This is a genomic window from Moritella sp. Urea-trap-13, from assembly GCF_002836355.1.
Taxonomy (GTDB): Bacteria; Pseudomonadota; Gammaproteobacteria; order Enterobacterales; family Moritellaceae; genus Moritella.
In genome coordinates, this window is sequence record NZ_PJCA01000031.1 from 466583 (window position 1) to 486712 (window position 20130).

Genomic DNA, 20130 nt, shown 5'->3' on the forward strand with positions numbered 1-20130 from the left:
AAGTAATAATAAGGTATACATCTATCGTGTTTAAATAAAACTAATTAACGGATTATCAATGACATATTCAACGGACGAGTTGGTTGTAATGTGGCTCAGTAGATCATTGATTTAAAAATGAGTCTACTTTAAATTTGTTAAGGAATCGTGTTTTGAAACCTGTTAATACATTTAAGGTCAGTTTCGCAAATTATTCATTTATTTATCGGCTTTTAGATTTAAGTTGTGTCACGTTTTCTTTAGTGATTGTAATTAATAGCTATAATCTTGAAATGACGCAGGAATATATCATCGTGGTGCTAACAGCTTCGGTGGTGTTTCTATATATCGCTGAAGCTCTACATTTATATCAAGCTTGGCGGATTGGTCGATTTATGATGGTGCTGATGACTGTTGTTGCAGTATTCACATCTTCATTTTTGATACTGATGGGTATTAGCCTATGGCTAAAAACGGCTTTTATTTTTCCTAGTCATATTTTAAATATTTGGTTTTTTCTGGCATTTATGGGCTGTTCAATTTGGCGAATAGCCTCACATCAATGGTCTGTTGTCCGCAGTAAGCTGGGTATAAATCTCCGAAAAATGGCTATATTAGGCGCGACTTCAACAGGCGCCAACTTATATCATGAAATCCACCATAGTGACGAATTTGGTTATGATTTTGTTGGTTTTTTTGACGATAGGCAGACCGACCGCTTACCTGAAGGATTAACGGTTATCAGTGATATATCAAAATGTATCAATCAAGCCAAAAATGGTGATATTGATGTCTTGTTTATTACATTACCGATTTCAGCAGAAAAGCGCATTGCTGAGATTATCAACTTATTATCGGACACAACAGTCGATGTATATGTTGTTCCAGCGTTTATGCTTTCAGATGTCATGCAAGGGCGGGTCACTCATATTGGTAAGATCGACGCACTTAGTATTTTTGAGTCGCCTTATTTAGGTTCCAAAATTTTGTTAAAACGATTCGAGGATATTACGGTTAGTCTCATCGCGATAATACTACTTTCCCCTGTGTTCATGTCAATTGCTATTACGCTCAAGCTTACATCACCAGGACCGGTGTTATTCAAACAAAGTCGATATGGATTACGTGGTGAAAAAATATCTGTATATAAGTTTCGTAGCATGACAGTCATGGAGTCTGTTGGGAAAGTGACTCAGGTGACGAGAGATGATAAACGTGTCACACCTTTTGGCGGTTTCCTACGCCGTAGTTCTCTTGACGAATTACCGCAGTTTTTTAATGTGTTGATGGGGGACATGTCTGTTGTGGGTCCGCGTCCCCATGCTGTATCACATAATGAAGAGTATCGTAAACTTATTCAGTTTTATATGTTACGCCATCATGTAAAACCTGGGATCACCGGCTGGGCGCAGGTAAGTGGTTGGCGAGGGGAAACGGATACATTAGATAAAATGCAAAAACGTATTGAATTTGATCTTTATTATATTTTGCAGTGGTCAATCTGGTTTGATTTGAAAATTTTAATGTTAACTGTACTGACCTGTCTAAAAAGTGAGAATACTTATTAGCAATTCGTAGGGGTAAGTCATGATGCAAGCTGAAATGAGTAAACAAATGGAGCGCCTAAATGAAAGTATTTAAAGTCAATATTTATTGTTTTAGTTTTGCTTTATTGAGTGAAGGTGCATTTGCTTACATACCAGATACACACATTACTGATGGCGGTTTATTTGTTAAACCATCCTTGGAAATCGGCGTTGTTCACGATGATAATATTCATAATGAACAAACCGATGGTACTGGTAGCATTATCATGACCGTCATTCCTTCAGTCAATTTTAAAATGGATAATGGCGTCAATTATTATAGTCTCGACATGAATGCAGAAAAGGGGATTTACGAAGCCACAGGTAATGACAATTACACGGATGGAGAATTAGGGCTGAAAGCACATATAGAGCCAAATGATACCCATCGTGTTGATCTTAGTCTAAAACGTGAATGGTTAACTGAATCACGCGGTACTGGCAAATCTGAAGGGAATTTCGAACTTACAGAAGAGCCAATTACATACGGCAAAAACACGCTTGTGGGAGCCTATGGGTATGGTGCGCTTCAGACTAAAGGTCGACTTGTTTTTGACCTTAAATATTACGAAAAAGAATATCGTAATTTTGAAGATATAACGAGACGAAGTAATTATGATTCATTGTTACTTGGTTCTACATTTTATTATGCAACCAGAGCACATACAGATACCTTCATAGAAGTTAACGCAGAAAAAATTGGTTATGATTACAATGCGCCCGGCGAGCTTCGTCGAGATTCTGATGTATATACAGCACTTTTGGGTATGCAGTGGGAAGCATCGTCGATAGTGCGTGGTTTCATTAAAATCGGTGGACAAGCAAAAGAGTTTGATGATGCTGGCCGTGACGATTTTACTGGTTTTAGCTGGAATGTTGGGGGTGTGTGGCGCCCACTTACTTATTCTAAATTGACATTTTCTACTTCTCAGGCAACTGACGATCCTGATGTTGATGGTGATTACGTCCTCGAAACGAAATATAACGTTGACTGGAAGCATGATTGGGCGTCGTATTATTATACTTCTGTTGGTATATATAAATACAAAGATGATTACAGCGGTATTTCACGGGAAGACGATATTTACGGGTTGACGGTCAAATTTAACTATGACATTTCTCAGAATATTGCGGTTGCTGTTTTTGGTGAATTGGATAGAAACCAATCGACCGATACAGTGTTTGAATATGACAAAAATGTTGTTGGTGTAAGTTTCAAATTTACGCTCTAGGTGGCAAGCATGATTAAAAAAATCGTTATTGGTATGCTGTTAGTTGTAATCCAATTTTCAGTTTTAGCTAGTAGTTCTTATATTTTAGGACCTGGCGATAAGGTTGAAATTAAAGTGTTCGGTCAAGAGGATCTTACCGTTGAAACTTTATTAAGTAACAGTGGCCAAATTAATTATCCTTTTTTTGGTGAAATTACAGTAACAGGGCTGACGGTTAAACAAGTTGAGAAATTGATTTATAAAGGCTTAAAAGGCAATTATTTGGTTAACCCTAATGTCTATGTCCACGTTGTCGAATACAGACCTTTTTATATTCATGGAGAAGTGAATCGGCCTGGAGGTTATCCCTATCAGCCAGGCTTGACTGTAAACCAAGCTATTGCTTTAGCGGGCGGATTAACTGAAAGAGCATCGAAAGATAAGATATATCTATTTAAAGACAAAAACAAAAAAAAACAAATAAATGCAAGCTTAACGTATAAAGTTAATGCTGGTGATACCATTTTGATTAAGCAAAGGTTTTTCTAATGGATAAACTTGAACAGAGTCTCAATAAATCGTCTGTAAATAATGACATTGTGTTACCTTCACCGCACTGGCACGTTATCCAACGATATAAATGGCGGATCCTTGTTATAGCTGTACTAGTGTCTATATGCACAGCATTATATCTATCAAATGAGTCACCGTTATACCGTGCTTCAGCAACTTTATTGATCGAAGCTGACCAAGTCCAAGCCGTCGCCTTTGATTCAGTACAAGGACTTGATTCTAATAGAAAAGAGTACTATTTAACGCAGTTTGAAATTCTTAAATCATACTCAATCGCTGAAACGGTATACGATCGCTTAAATCTACAACAGCAACCATCATTCCAAAAAAGTGAAAGCTGGAAAGATATGATGCTCAGCTACCTTTTAGAACTCACGCCATTATTTAGTTACTTTGTTATGGATGACAACGTTGATAGTGAATTTTCAGAAAATATAGGTGTAGGTTATATCAATGGTGTTCCTCAAGTAGGAAGTGAGGTCAGCCGCGAAGAGTTGGAAAGCCAAAAAGAGAAGAGAGCCCGTTTAAGACAGTTTTCAAAAAGCTTAGTTGTGACACCGATAAGAAAAACACAGCTTGTTAAGTTGTCGTTTGACAATGAAGATCCTGCTTTGGCTGCAATGATCGCGAATGCTGTTGGTGAGGCTTTTATAGCCCAAGATCTTGAGGTTAAATCGTCAATCAATAAAAATGCTGCGCACTGGTTAAGAGCAAGACTTGAAGATTTACGTACTAGCCTAGACGCATCAGAGTCCCGATTACAAATATACCGTAAAGAACAAAATATTATTGATTTACAAGATCGTGGAGGCAGAGGATTAACGGGATTGGTCAGTAATGAACTTGAACAGACATCACGCCAATTACTTGAAGCCAAAAATGAGGTGAACCAATTACGCAGTATTGTCCGAGCTGTTGAGGAATACGGCATTAAGGACATGAGTAAATTAGAATCAATACCTGAGATAACCTCTCATCCAGTGATTCAAAATATCAAAACTTTAAAAGTGAAAGCTAAATTAAAAGTATCTGAATTATCACAAGTCTATGGTCGTAAACACCCAGATCTTATTGCGGCTAAATCGGAACTCTATACTGTCGACAAACATCTAACCACTCAGATATCTAAACTCGTAACAGGTATAAATAGAGATCTAAAAACCAAACAAAGTAATGTCGCTGCATTAGAAAGAGAATATAGTAAAATTCAAGGTCAATTTCAGGACGTCATTGGCAAGGATAATGAATACCAAAAATTAGTACGCGACGTAGAAAGTAACCGAAAACTTTTCAATACGTTTTTAGAGCGTTCTAAAGAAACTGCATTAACCAGTGACTTTAATGCCGCAGTCGCTCGTTTTACCGACAGAGCACATACACCAAATAAACCTATTACTTTAAGTACTAAAATACTCGTGATAATTGCATTTGTATTATCTATTATTTTACATATCACTTATTTATTGGTTAAAGAATACTTCACCGATAACTTTAACTCGGTTGGTGATATAGAGACCAAACTTGGATTGCCGGTATTAGGTGTATTACCTAAGATAGCAAGAAAACGTAACCAAGATTTGGGTTTGCATTATTTCTTTGACGAAGAAGGACGTCAATTTTCAGAGTCAATTAGAACATTGCGAACAAGTTTTTTATTAGCCCAAGGTCAGCGGGTCAACCAGGTTATTGGCGTTATTTCATCGCAACCTAATGAAGGTAAGTCGACAACGGCGACAAATATGGCTTTCTCGTTGGCTCAAATTGAAAAAACAATCCTTATCGATGCTGATATGCGAAAACCTAGTCTAGCAAAGAACTTTCATATAGCAAAAGACAAACCTGGACTAGCGCAATTGATCACCGGAGAAGCGAATATATCAGATTGTATTACAGTAGATAAGGTATCTGGTGCGCATATTATGGCCTGTGGTCCAACGCCAAAAAATGCGCAAGAGTTGTTATCGTCGAAACGTTTCAAGCAGTTATTAGAAACTTTAAGACAGTCGTATGATCGCATTATTATTGATACACCACCAATTCAGGCAGTGAGTGATTCATTGATTATATCCTTGCATACAGATGCCATTATTTATGTCATTAAAAGTGAAATGACACGGGTGCGTCTAGTCCAAAATGGTGTCCGCCGTCTGGCTAAAGTGGATGCCAATCTTGTCGGTATTGTGATGAACCACGTTAATACTGATGGTGTTACTGACTCTGATTATTACTATGGGTATTACAGTGATGATGAATACGCTGAGAAACCTGCTAAATAATAGCCAGGGGTAAAAACGGGTATTTATTGCGAGATAACTACTTGCTGTTTATTGCGTTTTTTGGTTAAATCAACTCAGTGGTTAATAGCTTAAAGGATTAAAATGTTTACGTCTCGTGTATATACCCGTTCTACATTAATACTAACTTGTAGCCTAGTGCTTACTGCATGTACTGGCGCTCGTCCGCATAATTTAGGGGTTGTTAATTCAATGTTAGCGCCTTGTCCTGAAACACCTAATTGCGTATCAAGTGACAGCTTAGATGAAAGTCATTATGTACCAGCATTCAAATTAGAAGCGAGTTCTGCACAGGTATGGTCTGAAATAAAGCTGTATTTAGACTCGCAAAGTAATATGGAAATAGCCAGAGAGCTAGACGATTACTTGTATGTTGAAAGTACCAGTACGTTTATGCGGTTTGTTGATGATTTCGAACTTCATCTTCGTGAACAAAACGGTATTATTGCAGTTAGATCAGCATCTCGATATGGAAAATCTGATTTTGGCGTGAATAAAGAGCGTGTGGACGCTTTATATTTATACCTGAGTGAGAAGGGTTTAGTGAGTGAAGCGATTCGTTGATTTAAGTTAATATCAATAATGGTCCATATAAAATAAAAACGGGTAATGCATTTTGTGTATTACCCGTTTTTATTTTAGCTATAAACTTGACGTTATTGAGCCCTAATAACGGCTCTTAATAACAAGTTAGTACTTAATCTAAGGCTAGAAATAATTAAGCAACGTACGATAATAATCATTGGTTTCTATTAAGGTATTATGATCCCCTTGGGCTACGATAGTGCCTTCATCCATGACAATGATCTTATCCATTTTCTGTAACATTAATGGTTTATGCGTAATGAGTACTAAGCTCTGCTGAGATTGCTCAAGCTGTGCAAATAAACTGTTAATAACGGTTTTTTCGCTGCGACGATCTAAGCCTTTGGTTGGCTCATCTAATACCAACACCTTAGCTTTTCTTAACAAGACTTGCGCTAAGCATAAACGTTGTTTTTGACCACCAGATAACCCCGAACCTGTCTCACCTAACCAAGTATTCAACCCATTTTCTAATTCATCAATGAAATCAATAAGACCAGCTGCTGTACAAACCTCTCGCATGTCTAACTCTGTCGCATTTGGATTAGCTAAGCGCAGGTTATCAGCAATCGTGGCATGAAATAGATGGCTGTTTTGACTCATCAAGGCAATGTGTTGACGTAACGATTCAATATTTAAGTCATTTAAATCGATGTTATTAATCGTGATCCCAGGTTTTAAGTTACCGCTGATAGTTGACCCTAAACCCTGATTAGATTGAGGAATTGGCCAGAATCCCATTAACAAATTAACTAAGGTTGATTTACCTGCGCCACTGGCACCGATAATAGCCACTTTCTGTCCTGCCTCAATCGTAAGGTCAATATCGTTTAACACACTGCTATGGGCATCAGGATAAGTGAAATTTAAATGATTAAACTCAATTGTACCTGTTGTTACTAACGTGTCGCCGCCAACATCTGGAATTGGTTTGTCAATAATTTCAAATAAACGCGCGGCACTGTCATGCACTTTAGGTAAAATCTGACAGGCAAGGGGCATATTAATTACAGTTTCAAAACAGACTAAAATAAGCAACGCTGCACTGGCAACGAACTCTGGTTTTAAATCACCTGTTTGTGCCAAGGGTACTAGTAAATATAAGCTGGCAAAGACTGTCGCGTTAATGGCTAAGAATGTTAACGCAGTGGCTAACGCATGTAAGCGGTGTAAGTGTAGTTCTGCTTGATGGTAGTTTTTTGATACGTGATTAATTGACAGTTGATATTGATTGGCAATTTGATAAACCAATAATTCACGCATCGATGCAACGCCGTCGACTAATTCAATTTTTAATTCACTCGAGAGCTTAGCTTGTTGTCTTGCGCGTTTTTTACTTAACAATAATATTAATATTGGTAAAACAAAACCGACAATCAGTAACGCACCAACAATCACAAGGGCAAGGTCTGGTGAAATGAAACTCACGCCCCAACCAACGAGTGGAATAGTAAAGAGAGCGACTAAAGTGGGGAGTAGCACTCGCAAATAAAAGTTATCTAGCTCATCGATGTCTTGTTGCAAACGCGCAAGAATATCCGCTGACTTAAAGTTGACGCGGTAGTAGGGCAGTAAGGGCTCTAAACGGGTATAAAAATAGTAACGCAATGCGGCAAGGGTGTTAAACGTTGCTCGGTGAGTAAGTAGACGTTCGGCATATCGCCCAGCTGTTCTTACGATGGCAAGGAAACGAATAATGGCAGCAGGCGTGAAGTAGTTTACGGTCACCCCTGAAAGCCCCCCAATGGCCATGATGGTAATGAACCAACCTGATACTGCAAGTAAACCAATATTAGCCATCACGGTAATAATAGATAACAAGGTACCGAGCAACATCAAGGGCAGTTGTGGTTTAAGCAGTTTCATCAATCTAACTAAGGGATTCATAAACTAGTCTCCATATCGATATTAATGGTGTCGGCATAACTTCCATTTAATGCGAGTAATTCGCTATGCGTACCTTGTTCGATAATGCTCCCTTGTTCTAGTACAATGATCTGTTTAGCATCGATCACAGTATGTAAACGATGGGCAATGACAATAACCAAATGCTGCTGAGCATATTCGGCGATAGAATCACTGATCACTTGTTCGGTATCTTTATCTAAATGGCTACTTGGTTCATCCAGAATCAATACATCTGGCTGATGGTAAAATGCTCGCGCTAACGCTAACCGTTGAGATTGACCGCCAGATATACCCACGCCACCTTCACCAACATGGGTGTTGAGTCCGTCTTTTAGTTGTGACACAAAATCAGCTAGGCCAACACTGATTAATACTTGTTGTATCTTTTCGGCATCATAATCTTCAGTTAAAGCAATATTAAAACCAAGACTGCCATAGAAAACATGACCTTGTTGAGCTATCCAACCACAGTTATTTAACCAAGCATCACGCACTGTGGGGCTATGCTCAATACCGTTGATTGTCATTGTGCCACTATCAGGTGTATTAAAGCCTAAAATGGTATCAATCAAGGTAGATTTACCTGCACCACTTTCACCAATAACGGCATACAGACCTTGGTTTGATAGGGTAAGGTTAATATTGCTAAGGGTATTGTTTCGGCCGGAATAGGTAAAATTAACATCAGTTAAGCTGATGTCGAAAGGTGCTTTGAATTGTGTTTCAGTTTGACTTGCTTTAACCGGAGTGTTCAGAATTTCAAGCATGTCTTGAGCCGCTGTGACGCCTGCCATTTTGGCGTGATACTGAGTGCCTAATTGTCTGAAAGGTAAGTAGAACTCTGGTGCTAGCAATAGAACCCATAGCGCTAATAAATAATCAACACCACCATAATAAAGTCTAAAGCCAAGGATAACAGCAACGAGTGCAATAGCGATCGAGGCTAGAAATTCCAGCATGAATGAAGAGAGGAAAGCGACCTTTAAGATCCCCATGGTCTGATTACCATAGTCTTCACTAATCGTTTTGACCGCCGCCATTTCTTGGCGCGATGCATTAAATATCTTAAGTTGGGTAAGGCCTTGAATAATATCAAGGAAATGGCTACTCATGCGTAGTAGTTTAGTCCAATGCTGTTGATTCAAATCATGTGCTTTGTGGCCTATAATGATCATAAACATGGGTACCATAGGCGCTGTTAGCATTAATACTAAACCTGAACGCCAATCCATAGGGAAGACTGCAAATAACACTGCACTTGGGATCACAGAGCAATAAGCCACAATTGGTAAGTAACCAGAGAAGTAATCCTCTAATGAATCGACACCCTGATGAAGAAGCTGGGCAATTTTAGCGCTGCCAATTGTTTGGGTTTTAGCTGGGCCCATCGCAAATAAGTGTTGTAATAATTGTTGTCTAATTGACACTTTAATCAACATTGCGGCATGACGGCTGTAGCGTTCACTTATATAACCGAATACCGTACGAAAAATGACGATGGCACCTAAGCCAAATAACAGCGGGGTTATTTCTGCGAGTGCTTTGTTTGAGAATATGACTTCATTGATGATGCCGGCTAGAATAGCCATTTGTACTATCATTAATATGCCATTGAGGGAGCCTAATGCAATTGCCTTACTTAATTTGCCTTGGGCATTGCTACGCTGGCTTTTGAGCCAAGTTAAGCGTTCTTTCTGAGTGTATTCTGTATTTACTGATTCTGTCATTGGTAAGCCTGAAATTGAAGGAATATTGAAAGAATATTGAAAGAATAAAACCTGGAATTGGAGGTTATAAAACAGACGCCCATCCTTGGGCGCAAAGCTTAATCCTAACTTTCTATAATTTAAATTATCGAAAGTTACTTGTTATTATTATTCATCATCTTGATCTTTTGCCACGTTATCCGTGTGCTGTTCCATTTCGTACCACATTACATTAATGATACCGAGAGAAACTGCCAGCAAAACACCTAGAATCCAACTGAAATACCACATAATTTACTCCTTAATATGCCGAGTGGGTGTTTTCTTCAATTTCAGAACGCGTAACCGTTCTCCACATTTTGCTATAACACCAAATCGTATAACAAAGAATAATCGGTAAGAATATCGCTACCACGATCAGCATCAAGTTAAGCGTGCCTTCACTTGATACAGAATCCCAAAGCGTTAAGCTGTGATTAGGTGTGCTGCTTGATGGCATGATGAATGGGAACATAGATACACCCATAGTCAAAATAACACCCGCAATTGATAGTGCACTTGCTGTAAACGCTAAACCGCCTGGCTTAAAGCGTGCAAGTAGACCTGCAACTATCGCCATTACAATACCGGTTACAGGTAATAACCAAAGTATAGGCATACTGTTAAAGTTATTTAACCAAGCGCCAGTTACCATTGTCACGATTTTAGTCGTTGGCTGAGCATAACCTTTGGTATCGATTGCACTTTGAATAATATAACCATCAATTGAAGTTGCAATCATCACACCGGCAAGAGCAAAACTAACAACAAGCACAGCTGCAAAAATTTGTGCTGCTTTTGCAGAGCGTGCCGCAACATGTTCATCGGTACGCATGCTTAGCCAGGTGCCGCCATGCATCAGTATCATTGAAACACTAACCACACCACTCAATAGTGCGAATGGATTAAATAGCGCGAAAAATGAACCTGTGGTGTAAACACGCATTAACTCGTCAAAGTTAAACGGAATCCCTTGTAATAAATTACCAAACGCAATACCAAACACTAACGGTGGCACTATGCTGCCAACAAATAATGCTTTATCCCAGTTGTAACGCCATTTTGGTGAATCGATTTTACTGCGGTAATCAAAACCAAGTGGTCGCAAGAATAAGCAGAACAGTGTTAGCATCATTGCAAAGTAGAAACCACTAAACGCAGTACCGTAAACCATTGGCCAAGCGGCAAATAATGATGCACCAGCAGTAATTAACCATACTTGGTTACCATCCCAGTGCGCCGCAATTGTGTTAATCACCACACGACGCTCGGTATCATCTTTTGCGACGAAGGGCAGTAAGCTACCAACGCCCATATCCATGCCATCGGTAACTGCAAAACCGATAAGCAATATTCCGATGACTAACCACCAGATAAGTTTTAAGCTTTCATAATCAAACATAATCTAAGCCCTTAGTATTTGTCTTGACGTAATTGTGGAGATGCATGCTCAGCTTCTTGCTCAAAATGGTAACGACCAGTATGTAATGAGCTTGGACCGATTTTCGCAAATTTAATCATTAACCACATTTCGATAACAAACATAATTGCGTAAACAAGGATGAAAGCAATCATAGTAAAGGCTACCGAACTTGCTTCATGATTTGACGTCGCCATAAAGGTAGGCAAAATCTCACTAATAGCCCAAGGCTGACGACCAACTTCAGCAACAAACCAGCCAGTTTCAATTGCAATCCAAGGTAGCGGTAGCGCAAATAAGATCGCTTTAAGTAACCAGCGTTTATCCTGAATTTGACGACGAGCGTTAAAGTAGAAGGCTAAAACAAATAGGCCTAACATGACGATACCACTACCAACCATGATGCGGAATGCCCAGAAGATAGGTGCAACAGGTGGAATTGAATCATCAACCGCCATCTGGATCTGCTCTTCAGTGGCATTAATAACATCATTGGTATAACGTTTTAATAATAAACCGTAACCTAAGTCATCTTTAACTTCGTTAAAGCTCGCGATGTTTTCAGGTGTTTCTTCACCACCGCGCAGTTTCTGCAGGTAATCGTAGGCAATCATACCTTCACGAATACGTACTTCATGTTCTTTTTTCAAATCACTGATACCAGTAACTTGACCATCTAAAGAACGTGTCGCAATAAGACCCAGCGCATAAGGAATTTTAACTGCGTAATCGGTTTCCATTGTTTCTTCGTTTGGAAAGCCAACTAAAGTAAACGCAGCTGGTGCGGGTTCGGTATGAAACTCAGCTTCAATTGCAGCAAGTTTAACGCGCTGTACTTCACCAACTTCATAACCTGATTCATCACCCAGCAGTAATACACAAAAGATAGCGGCAAGACCGAAACCTGAGGCTACAGAAAAAGAACGTTTAGCAAATGCAACATCACGACCTTTTAATAAGTAATAGCTACTGATACTCATTACAAACATCGCACCAGCTACATAGCCAGCAGCAACCGTATGAATGAATTTAACTTGTGCTACAGGATTGAAAACTAGTTCAGAAAAGCTAACCATTTCCATACGCATAGTGGCGTAGTTAAATTCACTACCGATAGGGTTTTGCATCCAACCGTTAGCAACTAAGATCCACATTGCAGACAGGTTAGTACCTAAAGCCATTAAGAATGTAGCCGCTAAATGCTGGCGTTTACTTAGCCTATCCCAACCGAGTAAGAACATACCGACGAAGGTTGATTCGAGGAAGAATGCCATCAAACCTTCAATAGCCAGTGGGGCACCGAAAACATCACCGACATAATGCGAGTAATAAGACCAGTTGGTACCGAACTCAAACTCCATGGTTAAACCGGTTGCAACACCGATAGCGAAGTTAATCGCAAAGAGTTTACCCCAGAATTTGGTCATATCACGGTAGATCACACGTCCTGTCATCACGTATACCGCTTCCATGATAAACAAGATCCAAGTCATACCAATTGTTAAAGGTACAAATAGGAAGTGGAATAGAGCTGTGATGGCGAACTGCCAACGGGATAGCTCTACTAAAGTTTCATTAATCATTGTTAGAATACTCCTCGAGATTAATTTGCATCAGAATTTTTCTTATTTGGAAATAATTGATCTTTAACAGACAACATTTTTGAAACGCCAGCGCCTAGCTTCATTAATTTACTCAGCTGTTCTGGATTAAGACGTTGTAACTCCGCAGCCCATTCGGTTACCATTTCAAGCAGATCATGGATCTCTTGCATTTTACTTTGTGCGTACTCGTCACCTGCATCTGTAGGTTTCTCTAATAGAGAGGTACGCAGTAAAGACAGCGTTGGATCAATTTCGCGCTTGCGTCGCTCTTTGAATACAGTATTCGCCATATCCCAGATGCTACCGATTGCGCTGTAGTATTCTTTACGATCACCAGGAATGTGGCTCATTTGGATCAATTGCCATGATTGCAGTTCTTTAATGCCCATACTTACATTACCGCGCGAGATATTTAAACCATTCGCAAGGTCATTTGCACAAACGGGTGCTTCTGTTATTACAAGAAGCGCATACATCTGACCAACGGTACGATTGAAGCCCCATCGACTGCCCATTTCACCGAAGTGATAAACAAACGATTGGTTTTGTGTTGATATATTCACATTCCACCTAACGAACTTTCAGAAATTTCTGAAAGTTTAAATCACTGGCTGTAATTGATCAAGGTCAAATTGAGATGAATTACCTCGCAGAGTGTAAAGATTCGTTGATATATATCAAAACGCTATATAACTTGTTTGATTAGTCAAAGACTTGTTATAAAAACAGTTTAATGACACCCTATAGCGGTGTTATGTGGCGATTGTGATTGAAGTTAACTTAATATTTCAATAAAGTATTTTAAATTAAGTTAATTTACATAAGGTTAAAATCTATTAACTTGGTTAAAAACCAAGCAAGTCTATGTGTATCGGTCGTCAGTTTATCAATTACGCGGAAAGGATTAATAATGCCAGTTGAGAAAGAAACTGCGACATCAAATATTGATGCAGACAGCAAAAACAATAGAACGCAAAGCCAAGATAGTTCTGAAAATGAATTTTTTAGCGCATGTGCCAATAAAATTCTAGATTTAACGGGTTGGTATTGTGAACCCATTCCTGCCAAATATAACAAAGCTGTTATTGCTTATGCGCCCCATACATCTAATTGGGACTTTCCGCTATTAATTGGCGCGCGATTCGCTAATAAAGTAAATGTGCAATGGGCGGGTAAATCAGAAATGTTTCGTTGGCCTTTTAAAAATGCATTGAAATTTTTGGGTGGAGTGCCGATTGAACGCTCTAAGTCTACGAATATGGTGCAGTCTGTGGTTAATATCTTTAATAACCGAGAACGCTTTCTTTATGCAATGTCACCAGAAGGTACGCGCAAGTATCAAGACTTTTGGCGTTCAGGTTTTTACTATATTGCATTAGAAGCCAACGTGCCGATTATTTTGTATCAATTAGATTATAAGAATAAGCGCGTGACTATTGGTGATGTGATTAATGTGACTGGGGATATTGAAAAAGATTTAGCGGCAATCGATATGGTGTTTAAAGATGTCGAGCCGAAGTTTAAAGAGAAATATTGCTTGGCTAAGTTCAAAAAATAAGTGAAATAACGCTATTTGGTTAGCTTTTTACGGGGGTAGTAAAAACACTGTTTATATATACAGTTAAAACTCAGGCCCCATATAATCCTGAGTTTTAACTGGTTTAATACCTATTTAGTACATGTTTAGCACTTACTTAAAGGAGCTAAACAGTTATTTGTGGCGATTTTCAAGGCACTGTACAACTTCAGTTAGTGGCACGTCTTCTTTTTGTAATAGAACAAGTAGGTGATAAAGCAGATCTGAGCTTTCATTGACTAATTCGTCTCGATCTTTCGCTACTGCAGCTAGTGCTACTTCAACACCTTCTTCACCAACTTTTTGTGCACAACGCTTGGTACCGCGAGCAAATAAACTCGCAGTGTAGCTTACTTCTGGATCCGCCGTTTTACGTTCTTCTAATACTTTATCTAATTGAGCGATAAAAGTAAGCGCTGGTTTGTTTTCAGTGACGAAGCAACTTTCTGTACCAAGGTGGCAAGTCGGGCCACATGGCTTAGCTGTGATAAGTAATGCATCGTTATCACAATCTTTAGTGATTTCTTGAACTAACAAGTAGTTCTCTGAAGATTCACCTTTGGTCCATAAACGTTGTTTAGTACGACTAAAAAAAGTCACCTTACCTAATTCACGCGTTGTGGTTAAGGCTTCTTCATTCATATATCCGAGCATCAGTACTTCACCTGATACTGAATCTTGAATGATTGCTGGCATTAAACCATCTACTTTTTCCCAATCAAGTTGGCTAATTTGTTCGTTTGTTATCATTTTCTGATCTCCACATCTTGATCTCGTAGATATTCTTTTAGTTCACCAATATTGATGACTTGTTTATGAAATACACTCGCGGCTAATGCGCCATCAACGTCTGCATCTTTAAATACAGTATTGAAGTGACTCATTTCACCAGCACCGCCAGAAGCGATTAATGGTATTTTACAAATTTTACGGGCTTTGGATAATTGTACTGTGTCATAACCACCACGCACACCATCTTGATTCATCACATTGAGGACGATTTCACCTGCGCCACGTTTTTGAACTTCTTTAATCCATTCAAACGTTGTCCACTTGGTTACTTGTGTACGTGTTTCGTCACCGGTGAATTGATACACTTTGTATTCTTCGGTATCTTCATCGAAATAACTGTCGATACCAATCACAATACATTGCACACCAAATTTAGCCGCAAGGCGATTAATCAAGCTTGGATCTGCCAGTGCAGGGGAGTTGATTGATACTTTGTCTGCGCCAAATTCTAAAATACGAGCGGCATCTTCTTCACTTTTAATACCACCAGCAACACAGAACGGAATATCAATGACTTCTGCAACGCGACTTACCCAACTTTTATCAACGACACGATCATCTGCACTAGCTGTAATATCATAAAATACTAATTCATCAGCGCCTTCTTCAGCGTAACGTTTTGCTAATGGTACTATGTCACCAATCAATTCATGATTGCGAAATTTAACCCCTTTGACGACCTTACCATCTTTAACATCTAAACAAGGTATTATGCGTTTTGCTAACATATTACATCTCCAAGAAATTCTTGATTAATTGCGCACCCGCTTTACTTGAACGCTCAGGGTGGAATTGTACGCCGTAGAAATTGTCTCTATTCACAGCGGCTGTAAATGGCGCGCCGTGGGTACATGTCGCAATCGTGTCATCGCCAACAGCGAGAGCATAACTGTGTACAAAATAGAAATAACTGCCACTTGGAATATCCTTGAATAATGGATGATCTTGTTGTGGTTCGATCTGGTTCCAACCCATATGAGGTAAACGAACACCTTCACTTGGCATTGGCTCAATACTGCCACTTATTAATCCAAGTGTGGCAACGTTACCTTCTGCCGAAAATTCAGCAAGTAACTGCATACCAAGACAAATACCGAGTACTGGCTGAGTTAGGCTTTTTACTAATTCAATTAGTTCACGGTCAGCTAAGTTTTTCATTGCTTCTTTTGCAGTACCAACGCCAGGTAAGAATAATTTAGACGCATTACGCAATACAGCTGGTTCTCGGCTTACTGTCACCGGATAACCTAAACGTTCAATCGCAAACCGGACTGATGAAAGATTGGCACAACCAGTATCGATAATGACAACATTTGTGTTTGCTTTTTCTTTAGCGTTGACTTGGTTCATTAAAGCACTCCTTTTGAGCTTGGAAGCTCGTCACCTTCAACTTTAATACATTGGCGAAGGGTACGACCAAAGCTTTTAAATAAGCTCTCAACTAAGTGATGCGTATTTTTACCTTCGGCTTTAAGGTGTAACGTTGCCGCCATACCGTCACTGAGTGAACGGAAGAAATGCGGTACCATTTCGGTTGCGAATTCACCAATGTGATCACGCGGGAATTCGGCATTAAACTGTAGGTGAGCACGACCAGATAAATCTAGTGAGCATGAGGCTTCACATTCATCCATTGGCAATACAAAACCAAAACGACCGATGCCGCGTTTATCGCCCAGTGCTTGATTGATTGCATTACCTAACGCCAGCGCTGTGTCTTCCACTGTGTGGTGATCGTCAATGTGTAAATCGCCAGCAACGCTAAGTTTTAATCTGAAACCAGCATGAGTCGCGATTTGGTCAAGCATGTGGTCAAAGAAACCCATGCCTGTATCAATTTGGCTACCACCTTGGCTATCTAAATCAATATCTACTTTAATGTCTGTTTCTTTTGTCGTACGAGTCACACTAGCAACACGGTTGCCTTTAGCTAAGATCTTGTCTTCAATCATTGGCCAGTTTAGAGCGCTACGGCTATAAAGGATGCCTTCAATACCCATGTTTTCAGCAAGCTGAATATCGGTGATGCGATCACCAATTACATACGAGTTAGCAAAATCGATACGACCTGATTGTAGATATTCTTTAACCATACCTAAATGCGGTTTACGGCAACTACAATTGTCTTCGGTAAAGTGCGGGCAAAGTAACACCGACTCGAAGTTAACGCCTTGTGAAGCAAATAACTCCATCATAGCGTTTTGTGGAATGTCAAAGTCACTTTGTGGATAACTATCACTGCCGAGTCCATCTTGATTAGAAACGATGACCAAGGTGAAACCTGCATTTTGTAACTTAAGTAATGCTGGGATCACTAATGGTTCAAATTTCAGTTTCTCTAAAGTGTCGACTTGTTTATCGCTAATCGGTTCATCGATTAATGTACCATCGCGATCAATAAATAAGAATTTTTCCTTGCTCACATCGGGCTCCTGCTTGTTTATTATTCTTTTAATGCTCTTATATTAAGAGAGTACGGACTTTAAAGCGACTAAAGTGCTGTGCATTTCAGTGGCGCTGCCTAAGGTGATTCTAATACAGTTTTCTAATCTTGCTTTGGAACTAAAATCTCTTAATACAATACCTTGTTTGCCTAATAAGCTAAACACTTTTTGGCTATCAATAAACTGTGCTAAAACATAATTCCCAGTTGCAGGGAATACTTTTTCGATACCCTGTAATTGATTCAGTTCGTCGATAAACGCATTGCGCATACCGTTAAGTTGTTCAACACGGGCCGTCATCACCTGTATCCCTGATTCTGTTAACGCTTGGCTAGCTATTTGAGCTACCGGCTCAGGAACAGGATAAGGTGCGATTACTTTTGACAGTAAACCAATTACGGTTTCACTGGCTAATGCAAAACCACAGCGTATTGATGCCAGTGCAAATGCTTTTGATAGTGTTCTTAAGATCACTAAGTTATCGAAATCTTGCAGTAACGACACTTGTGATGCGTCGGGACAAAATTCAATGTAAGCTTCATCACAAACGATAATAGCTTTGTCTTTTGCTGCGCTTAACAATTCTGTTAAGCGGGCTGTATTTAGCAGGTTGCCAGTCGGATTATTTGGTGCACACAGAAATACAATGTTAACCGCGTCTAATTGTGCTGTTATCGCATCATAGTCAGGGTCGAAGTTAGCATTAAGATCTTGCTTAATGATATTAACGCCGCAGGTTTCAGCGCTTACCTCATACATACCGTAAGTGGGCGGGTTGATTAGAATGCTATCTACTCCCGGTTCACAGAATGTCCGAATAAGCAGTTCAATCGCTTCGTCAGCACCGCGGGTGGTTATCACTTGCGCTGGTTTTACACCAGCATAAGCGGCATAACCTTTGATCACAGACGTCGGTTGGAACTCCGGATAACGATTTAAGCGGCTGCAATCTAGAGAGTAGTGACCTGAATCAGGTGCTTCATTGGCATTTAACCAAATATCACCTGTCCCACCAATCCTACGCGCAGACTGGTAAGGTGTTAACTCTTGCACGCTCTTTCTTGCTAATAGTGTTAGCTTGCTGCTCATTGCATTTCTCCCAAACGATCGATTCTGATTGTGACTGCACGTTTGTGTGCGTCAAGTCCTTCTGCATCAGCCAGACAAGTGACCGTCTTCGCCAAGCTTTTGAGACCATCTTGGGTTAACTCCTGAACCGTGAAGCGTTTGGTGAAATCTGCAAGCCCTAAACTTGAATATGTTTTAGTGTAACCATAGGTTGGTAGCACATGATTGGTACCACTTGCATAGTCACCCACAGACTCTGGAGACCAAGCACCCAAGAAGATCGAACCAGCATGCTTAAGCTTCGGTAATAAACTACGCGCGTTTTCTGTTTGTACAATTAAATGTTCGGGTGCATACAAGTTACTTATGGCAATAGATGTATCAGTATCATTAGTCACAATAATCAAGCTTGATGCAATTGACTGTACGGCAATCTCTTGGCGAGAAAGGCAAGCCAATTGCAGCTTAACTTGCGCAGACACTTCAGTTGCTAACGTGCTTGATGACACCACTAAGATTGATTGTGAATCAGGCCCATGTTCCGCTTGAGATAATAAATCAGCCGCGATAAAACCAGCATCAGCATCGCCATCAGCAATAACCAGTACTTCTGACGGTCCAGCTGGCATATCAATCGCAGCGCCATTAATATCCGTACTCACTTGGCGTTTTGCTTCAGTAACAAAGGCATTACCTGGACCGAATATCTTATCAACCTTGGCAATTGATTCAGAACCATAAGCGAGGGCTGCGATTGCTTGTGCACCACCAAGGGTATAAATCTCAGTGACTCCACATAACTGGGCTGCAAACAAAATTTCATCTGCAATCGGTGGCGGCGTCGTTAATACAATACGTTCACAATTGGCAATGTTAGCGGGTGTTGCAAGCATAAGCACTGTTGATGGTAGTGGGGCGGTACCGCCTGGGATATATAAACCAACAGCATCAATTGCAACCGTGTGCATTTCACACATAACACCAGGCATTGTTTCTACACGAATCGTATCTTGTACTTGCGCTTCATGAAAAAGGTGAATGTGTTGTTGTGCTTGTTTGATAGCTTGTTTGGTTTCATTATCTACGCGCTGACTTGCTGCGGCTATTTCTGCTGCTGTCACACGTAAACAATCCGTTTCAACTTTATCAAATTTTGCAGTGAGTGCTTTTAAAGCGTTATCACCTTCATTCCTAACTTGCGCAATAATATCAGTAACAATGTCACCGACCTTTGCTGAGTTTGATATCGCAGGACGCATTAATAATGCTGATTGCTGTACCTGACTAAGTTGATCCCATACGACTGTTTTCATGCTTGATCCTCCCTTAACATTGCTTTTGCATG

The 20130-nt window shown here is 39.8% G+C and carries 18 protein-coding genes; 6 read left to right on the plus strand and 12 right to left on the minus strand.

Translation table 11 applies throughout. From position 1 onward, the window contains the following. Window positions 1–152: 152 nt before the first annotated feature. The 5 genes from CXF93_RS10045 to CXF93_RS10065 all read left to right on the plus strand — a co-directional run bounded on the left by CXF93_RS10045 (window position 153) and on the right by CXF93_RS10065 (window position 6207). Complete coding sequence (locus CXF93_RS10045; protein ID WP_101062385.1) at window positions 153–1547, plus strand: undecaprenyl-phosphate glucose phosphotransferase; 1395 nt, start codon at window positions 153–155, stop codon at window positions 1545–1547. A gap of 59 nt (window positions 1548–1606) precedes the next feature. Continuing rightward, window positions 1607–2797, plus strand: a complete 1191-nt coding sequence (locus tag CXF93_RS10050; RefSeq protein ID WP_101062386.1) for an outer membrane beta-barrel protein — start codon at window positions 1607–1609, stop codon at window positions 2795–2797. Between the two features lie 9 nt (window positions 2798–2806). Continuing rightward, entirely contained in the window at window positions 2807–3325 is a 519-nt protein-coding gene (locus tag CXF93_RS10055; protein ID WP_101062387.1) for a polysaccharide biosynthesis/export family protein, read from the plus strand. Further along, window positions 3325–5625 (plus strand): polysaccharide biosynthesis tyrosine autokinase, encoded by a 2301-nt coding sequence (locus CXF93_RS10060; protein ID WP_101062388.1) that lies wholly within the window; start codon window positions 3325–3327, stop codon window positions 5623–5625. The genes CXF93_RS10055 and CXF93_RS10060 overlap by 1 nt, the downstream gene beginning before the upstream one ends. A gap of 102 nt (window positions 5626–5727) precedes the next feature. Next, a complete protein-coding gene (locus CXF93_RS10065; protein WP_101062389.1) occupies window positions 5728–6207 on the plus strand; it encodes a DUF1499 domain-containing protein in 480 nt (159 codons plus the stop codon). A gap of 144 nt (window positions 6208–6351) precedes the next feature. On the opposite strand, the gene cydC is transcribed toward CXF93_RS10065, so the two are convergent. From cydC to CXF93_RS10095, 6 genes are all read right to left on the minus strand, one after another. Further along, window positions 6352–8115 (minus strand): thiol reductant ABC exporter subunit CydC, encoded by a 1764-nt coding sequence (gene cydC / locus CXF93_RS10070; protein WP_101062390.1) that lies wholly within the window; start codon window positions 8113–8115, stop codon window positions 6352–6354. Beyond that, window positions 8112–9863, minus strand: coding sequence for a thiol reductant ABC exporter subunit CydD (gene cydD, locus CXF93_RS10075; RefSeq protein WP_101062391.1), 1752 nt, complete (start codon window positions 9861–9863; stop codon window positions 8112–8114). Before cydD ends, cydC begins: the two co-directional genes overlap by 4 nt. A 147-nt stretch (window positions 9864–10010) precedes the next feature. Continuing rightward, window positions 10011–10133, minus strand: a complete 123-nt coding sequence (gene cydX / locus CXF93_RS10080) for a cytochrome bd-I oxidase subunit CydX (protein ID WP_101062392.1) — start codon at window positions 10131–10133, stop codon at window positions 10011–10013. A 10-nt stretch (window positions 10134–10143) separates the two neighbouring features. Beyond that, window positions 10144–11283: a cytochrome d ubiquinol oxidase subunit II gene (cydB, locus tag CXF93_RS10085; protein WP_101062393.1), complete on the minus strand. Its 1140-nt coding sequence runs from the start codon at window positions 11281–11283 to the stop codon at window positions 10144–10146. An 11-nt stretch (window positions 11284–11294) separates the two neighbouring features. Further along, entirely contained in the window at window positions 11295–12884 is a 1590-nt protein-coding gene (locus CXF93_RS10090) for a cytochrome ubiquinol oxidase subunit I (protein ID WP_101062394.1), read from the minus strand. Between the two features lie 20 nt (window positions 12885–12904). Then, complete coding sequence (locus tag CXF93_RS10095) at window positions 12905–13468, minus strand: GbsR/MarR family transcriptional regulator (protein WP_101062395.1); 564 nt, start codon at window positions 13466–13468, stop codon at window positions 12905–12907. 347 nt (window positions 13469–13815) lie between these two features. Between CXF93_RS10095 and CXF93_RS10100 the strand changes: the two genes are divergently transcribed. After that, window positions 13816–14463, plus strand: a complete 648-nt coding sequence (locus CXF93_RS10100) for a lysophospholipid acyltransferase family protein (RefSeq protein WP_198551638.1) — start codon at window positions 13816–13818, stop codon at window positions 14461–14463. Window positions 14464–14616: 153 nt separating this feature from the next. Here the strand turns inward: CXF93_RS10100 and hisIE are convergent, their stop codons facing one another. The 6 genes from hisIE to hisD are packed head-to-tail and all read right to left on the minus strand — an operon-like array spanning window position 14617 to window position 20098. Beyond that, window positions 14617–15231, minus strand: a complete 615-nt coding sequence (gene hisIE / locus CXF93_RS10105; RefSeq protein WP_101062396.1) for a bifunctional phosphoribosyl-AMP cyclohydrolase/phosphoribosyl-ATP diphosphatase HisIE — start codon at window positions 15229–15231, stop codon at window positions 14617–14619. Next, window positions 15228–16001, minus strand: a complete 774-nt coding sequence (hisF, locus tag CXF93_RS10110) for an imidazole glycerol phosphate synthase subunit HisF (protein WP_101062397.1) — start codon at window positions 15999–16001, stop codon at window positions 15228–15230. The genes hisIE and hisF overlap by 4 nt, the downstream gene beginning before the upstream one ends. A 1-nt stretch (window position 16002) precedes the next feature. After that, the gene (gene hisH / locus CXF93_RS10115) at window positions 16003–16623 is read right to left on the minus strand and encodes an imidazole glycerol phosphate synthase subunit HisH (protein WP_101062398.1); all 621 of its coding nucleotides are present in this window, start codon (window positions 16621–16623) and stop codon (window positions 16003–16005) included. Next, window positions 16623–17696, minus strand: a complete 1074-nt coding sequence (gene hisB, locus CXF93_RS10120; RefSeq protein ID WP_101062399.1) for a bifunctional histidinol-phosphatase/imidazoleglycerol-phosphate dehydratase HisB — start codon at window positions 17694–17696, stop codon at window positions 16623–16625. Before hisB ends, hisH begins: the two co-directional genes overlap by 1 nt. 42 nt (window positions 17697–17738) lie before the next feature. After that, window positions 17739–18806: a histidinol-phosphate transaminase gene (hisC, locus tag CXF93_RS10125; RefSeq protein WP_101062400.1), complete on the minus strand. Its 1068-nt coding sequence runs from the start codon at window positions 18804–18806 to the stop codon at window positions 17739–17741. Next, window positions 18803–20098, minus strand: a complete 1296-nt coding sequence (gene hisD, locus CXF93_RS10130) for a histidinol dehydrogenase (RefSeq protein WP_101062401.1) — start codon at window positions 20096–20098, stop codon at window positions 18803–18805. Before hisD ends, hisC begins: the two co-directional genes overlap by 4 nt. Window positions 20099–20130 lie beyond the last annotated feature (32 nt).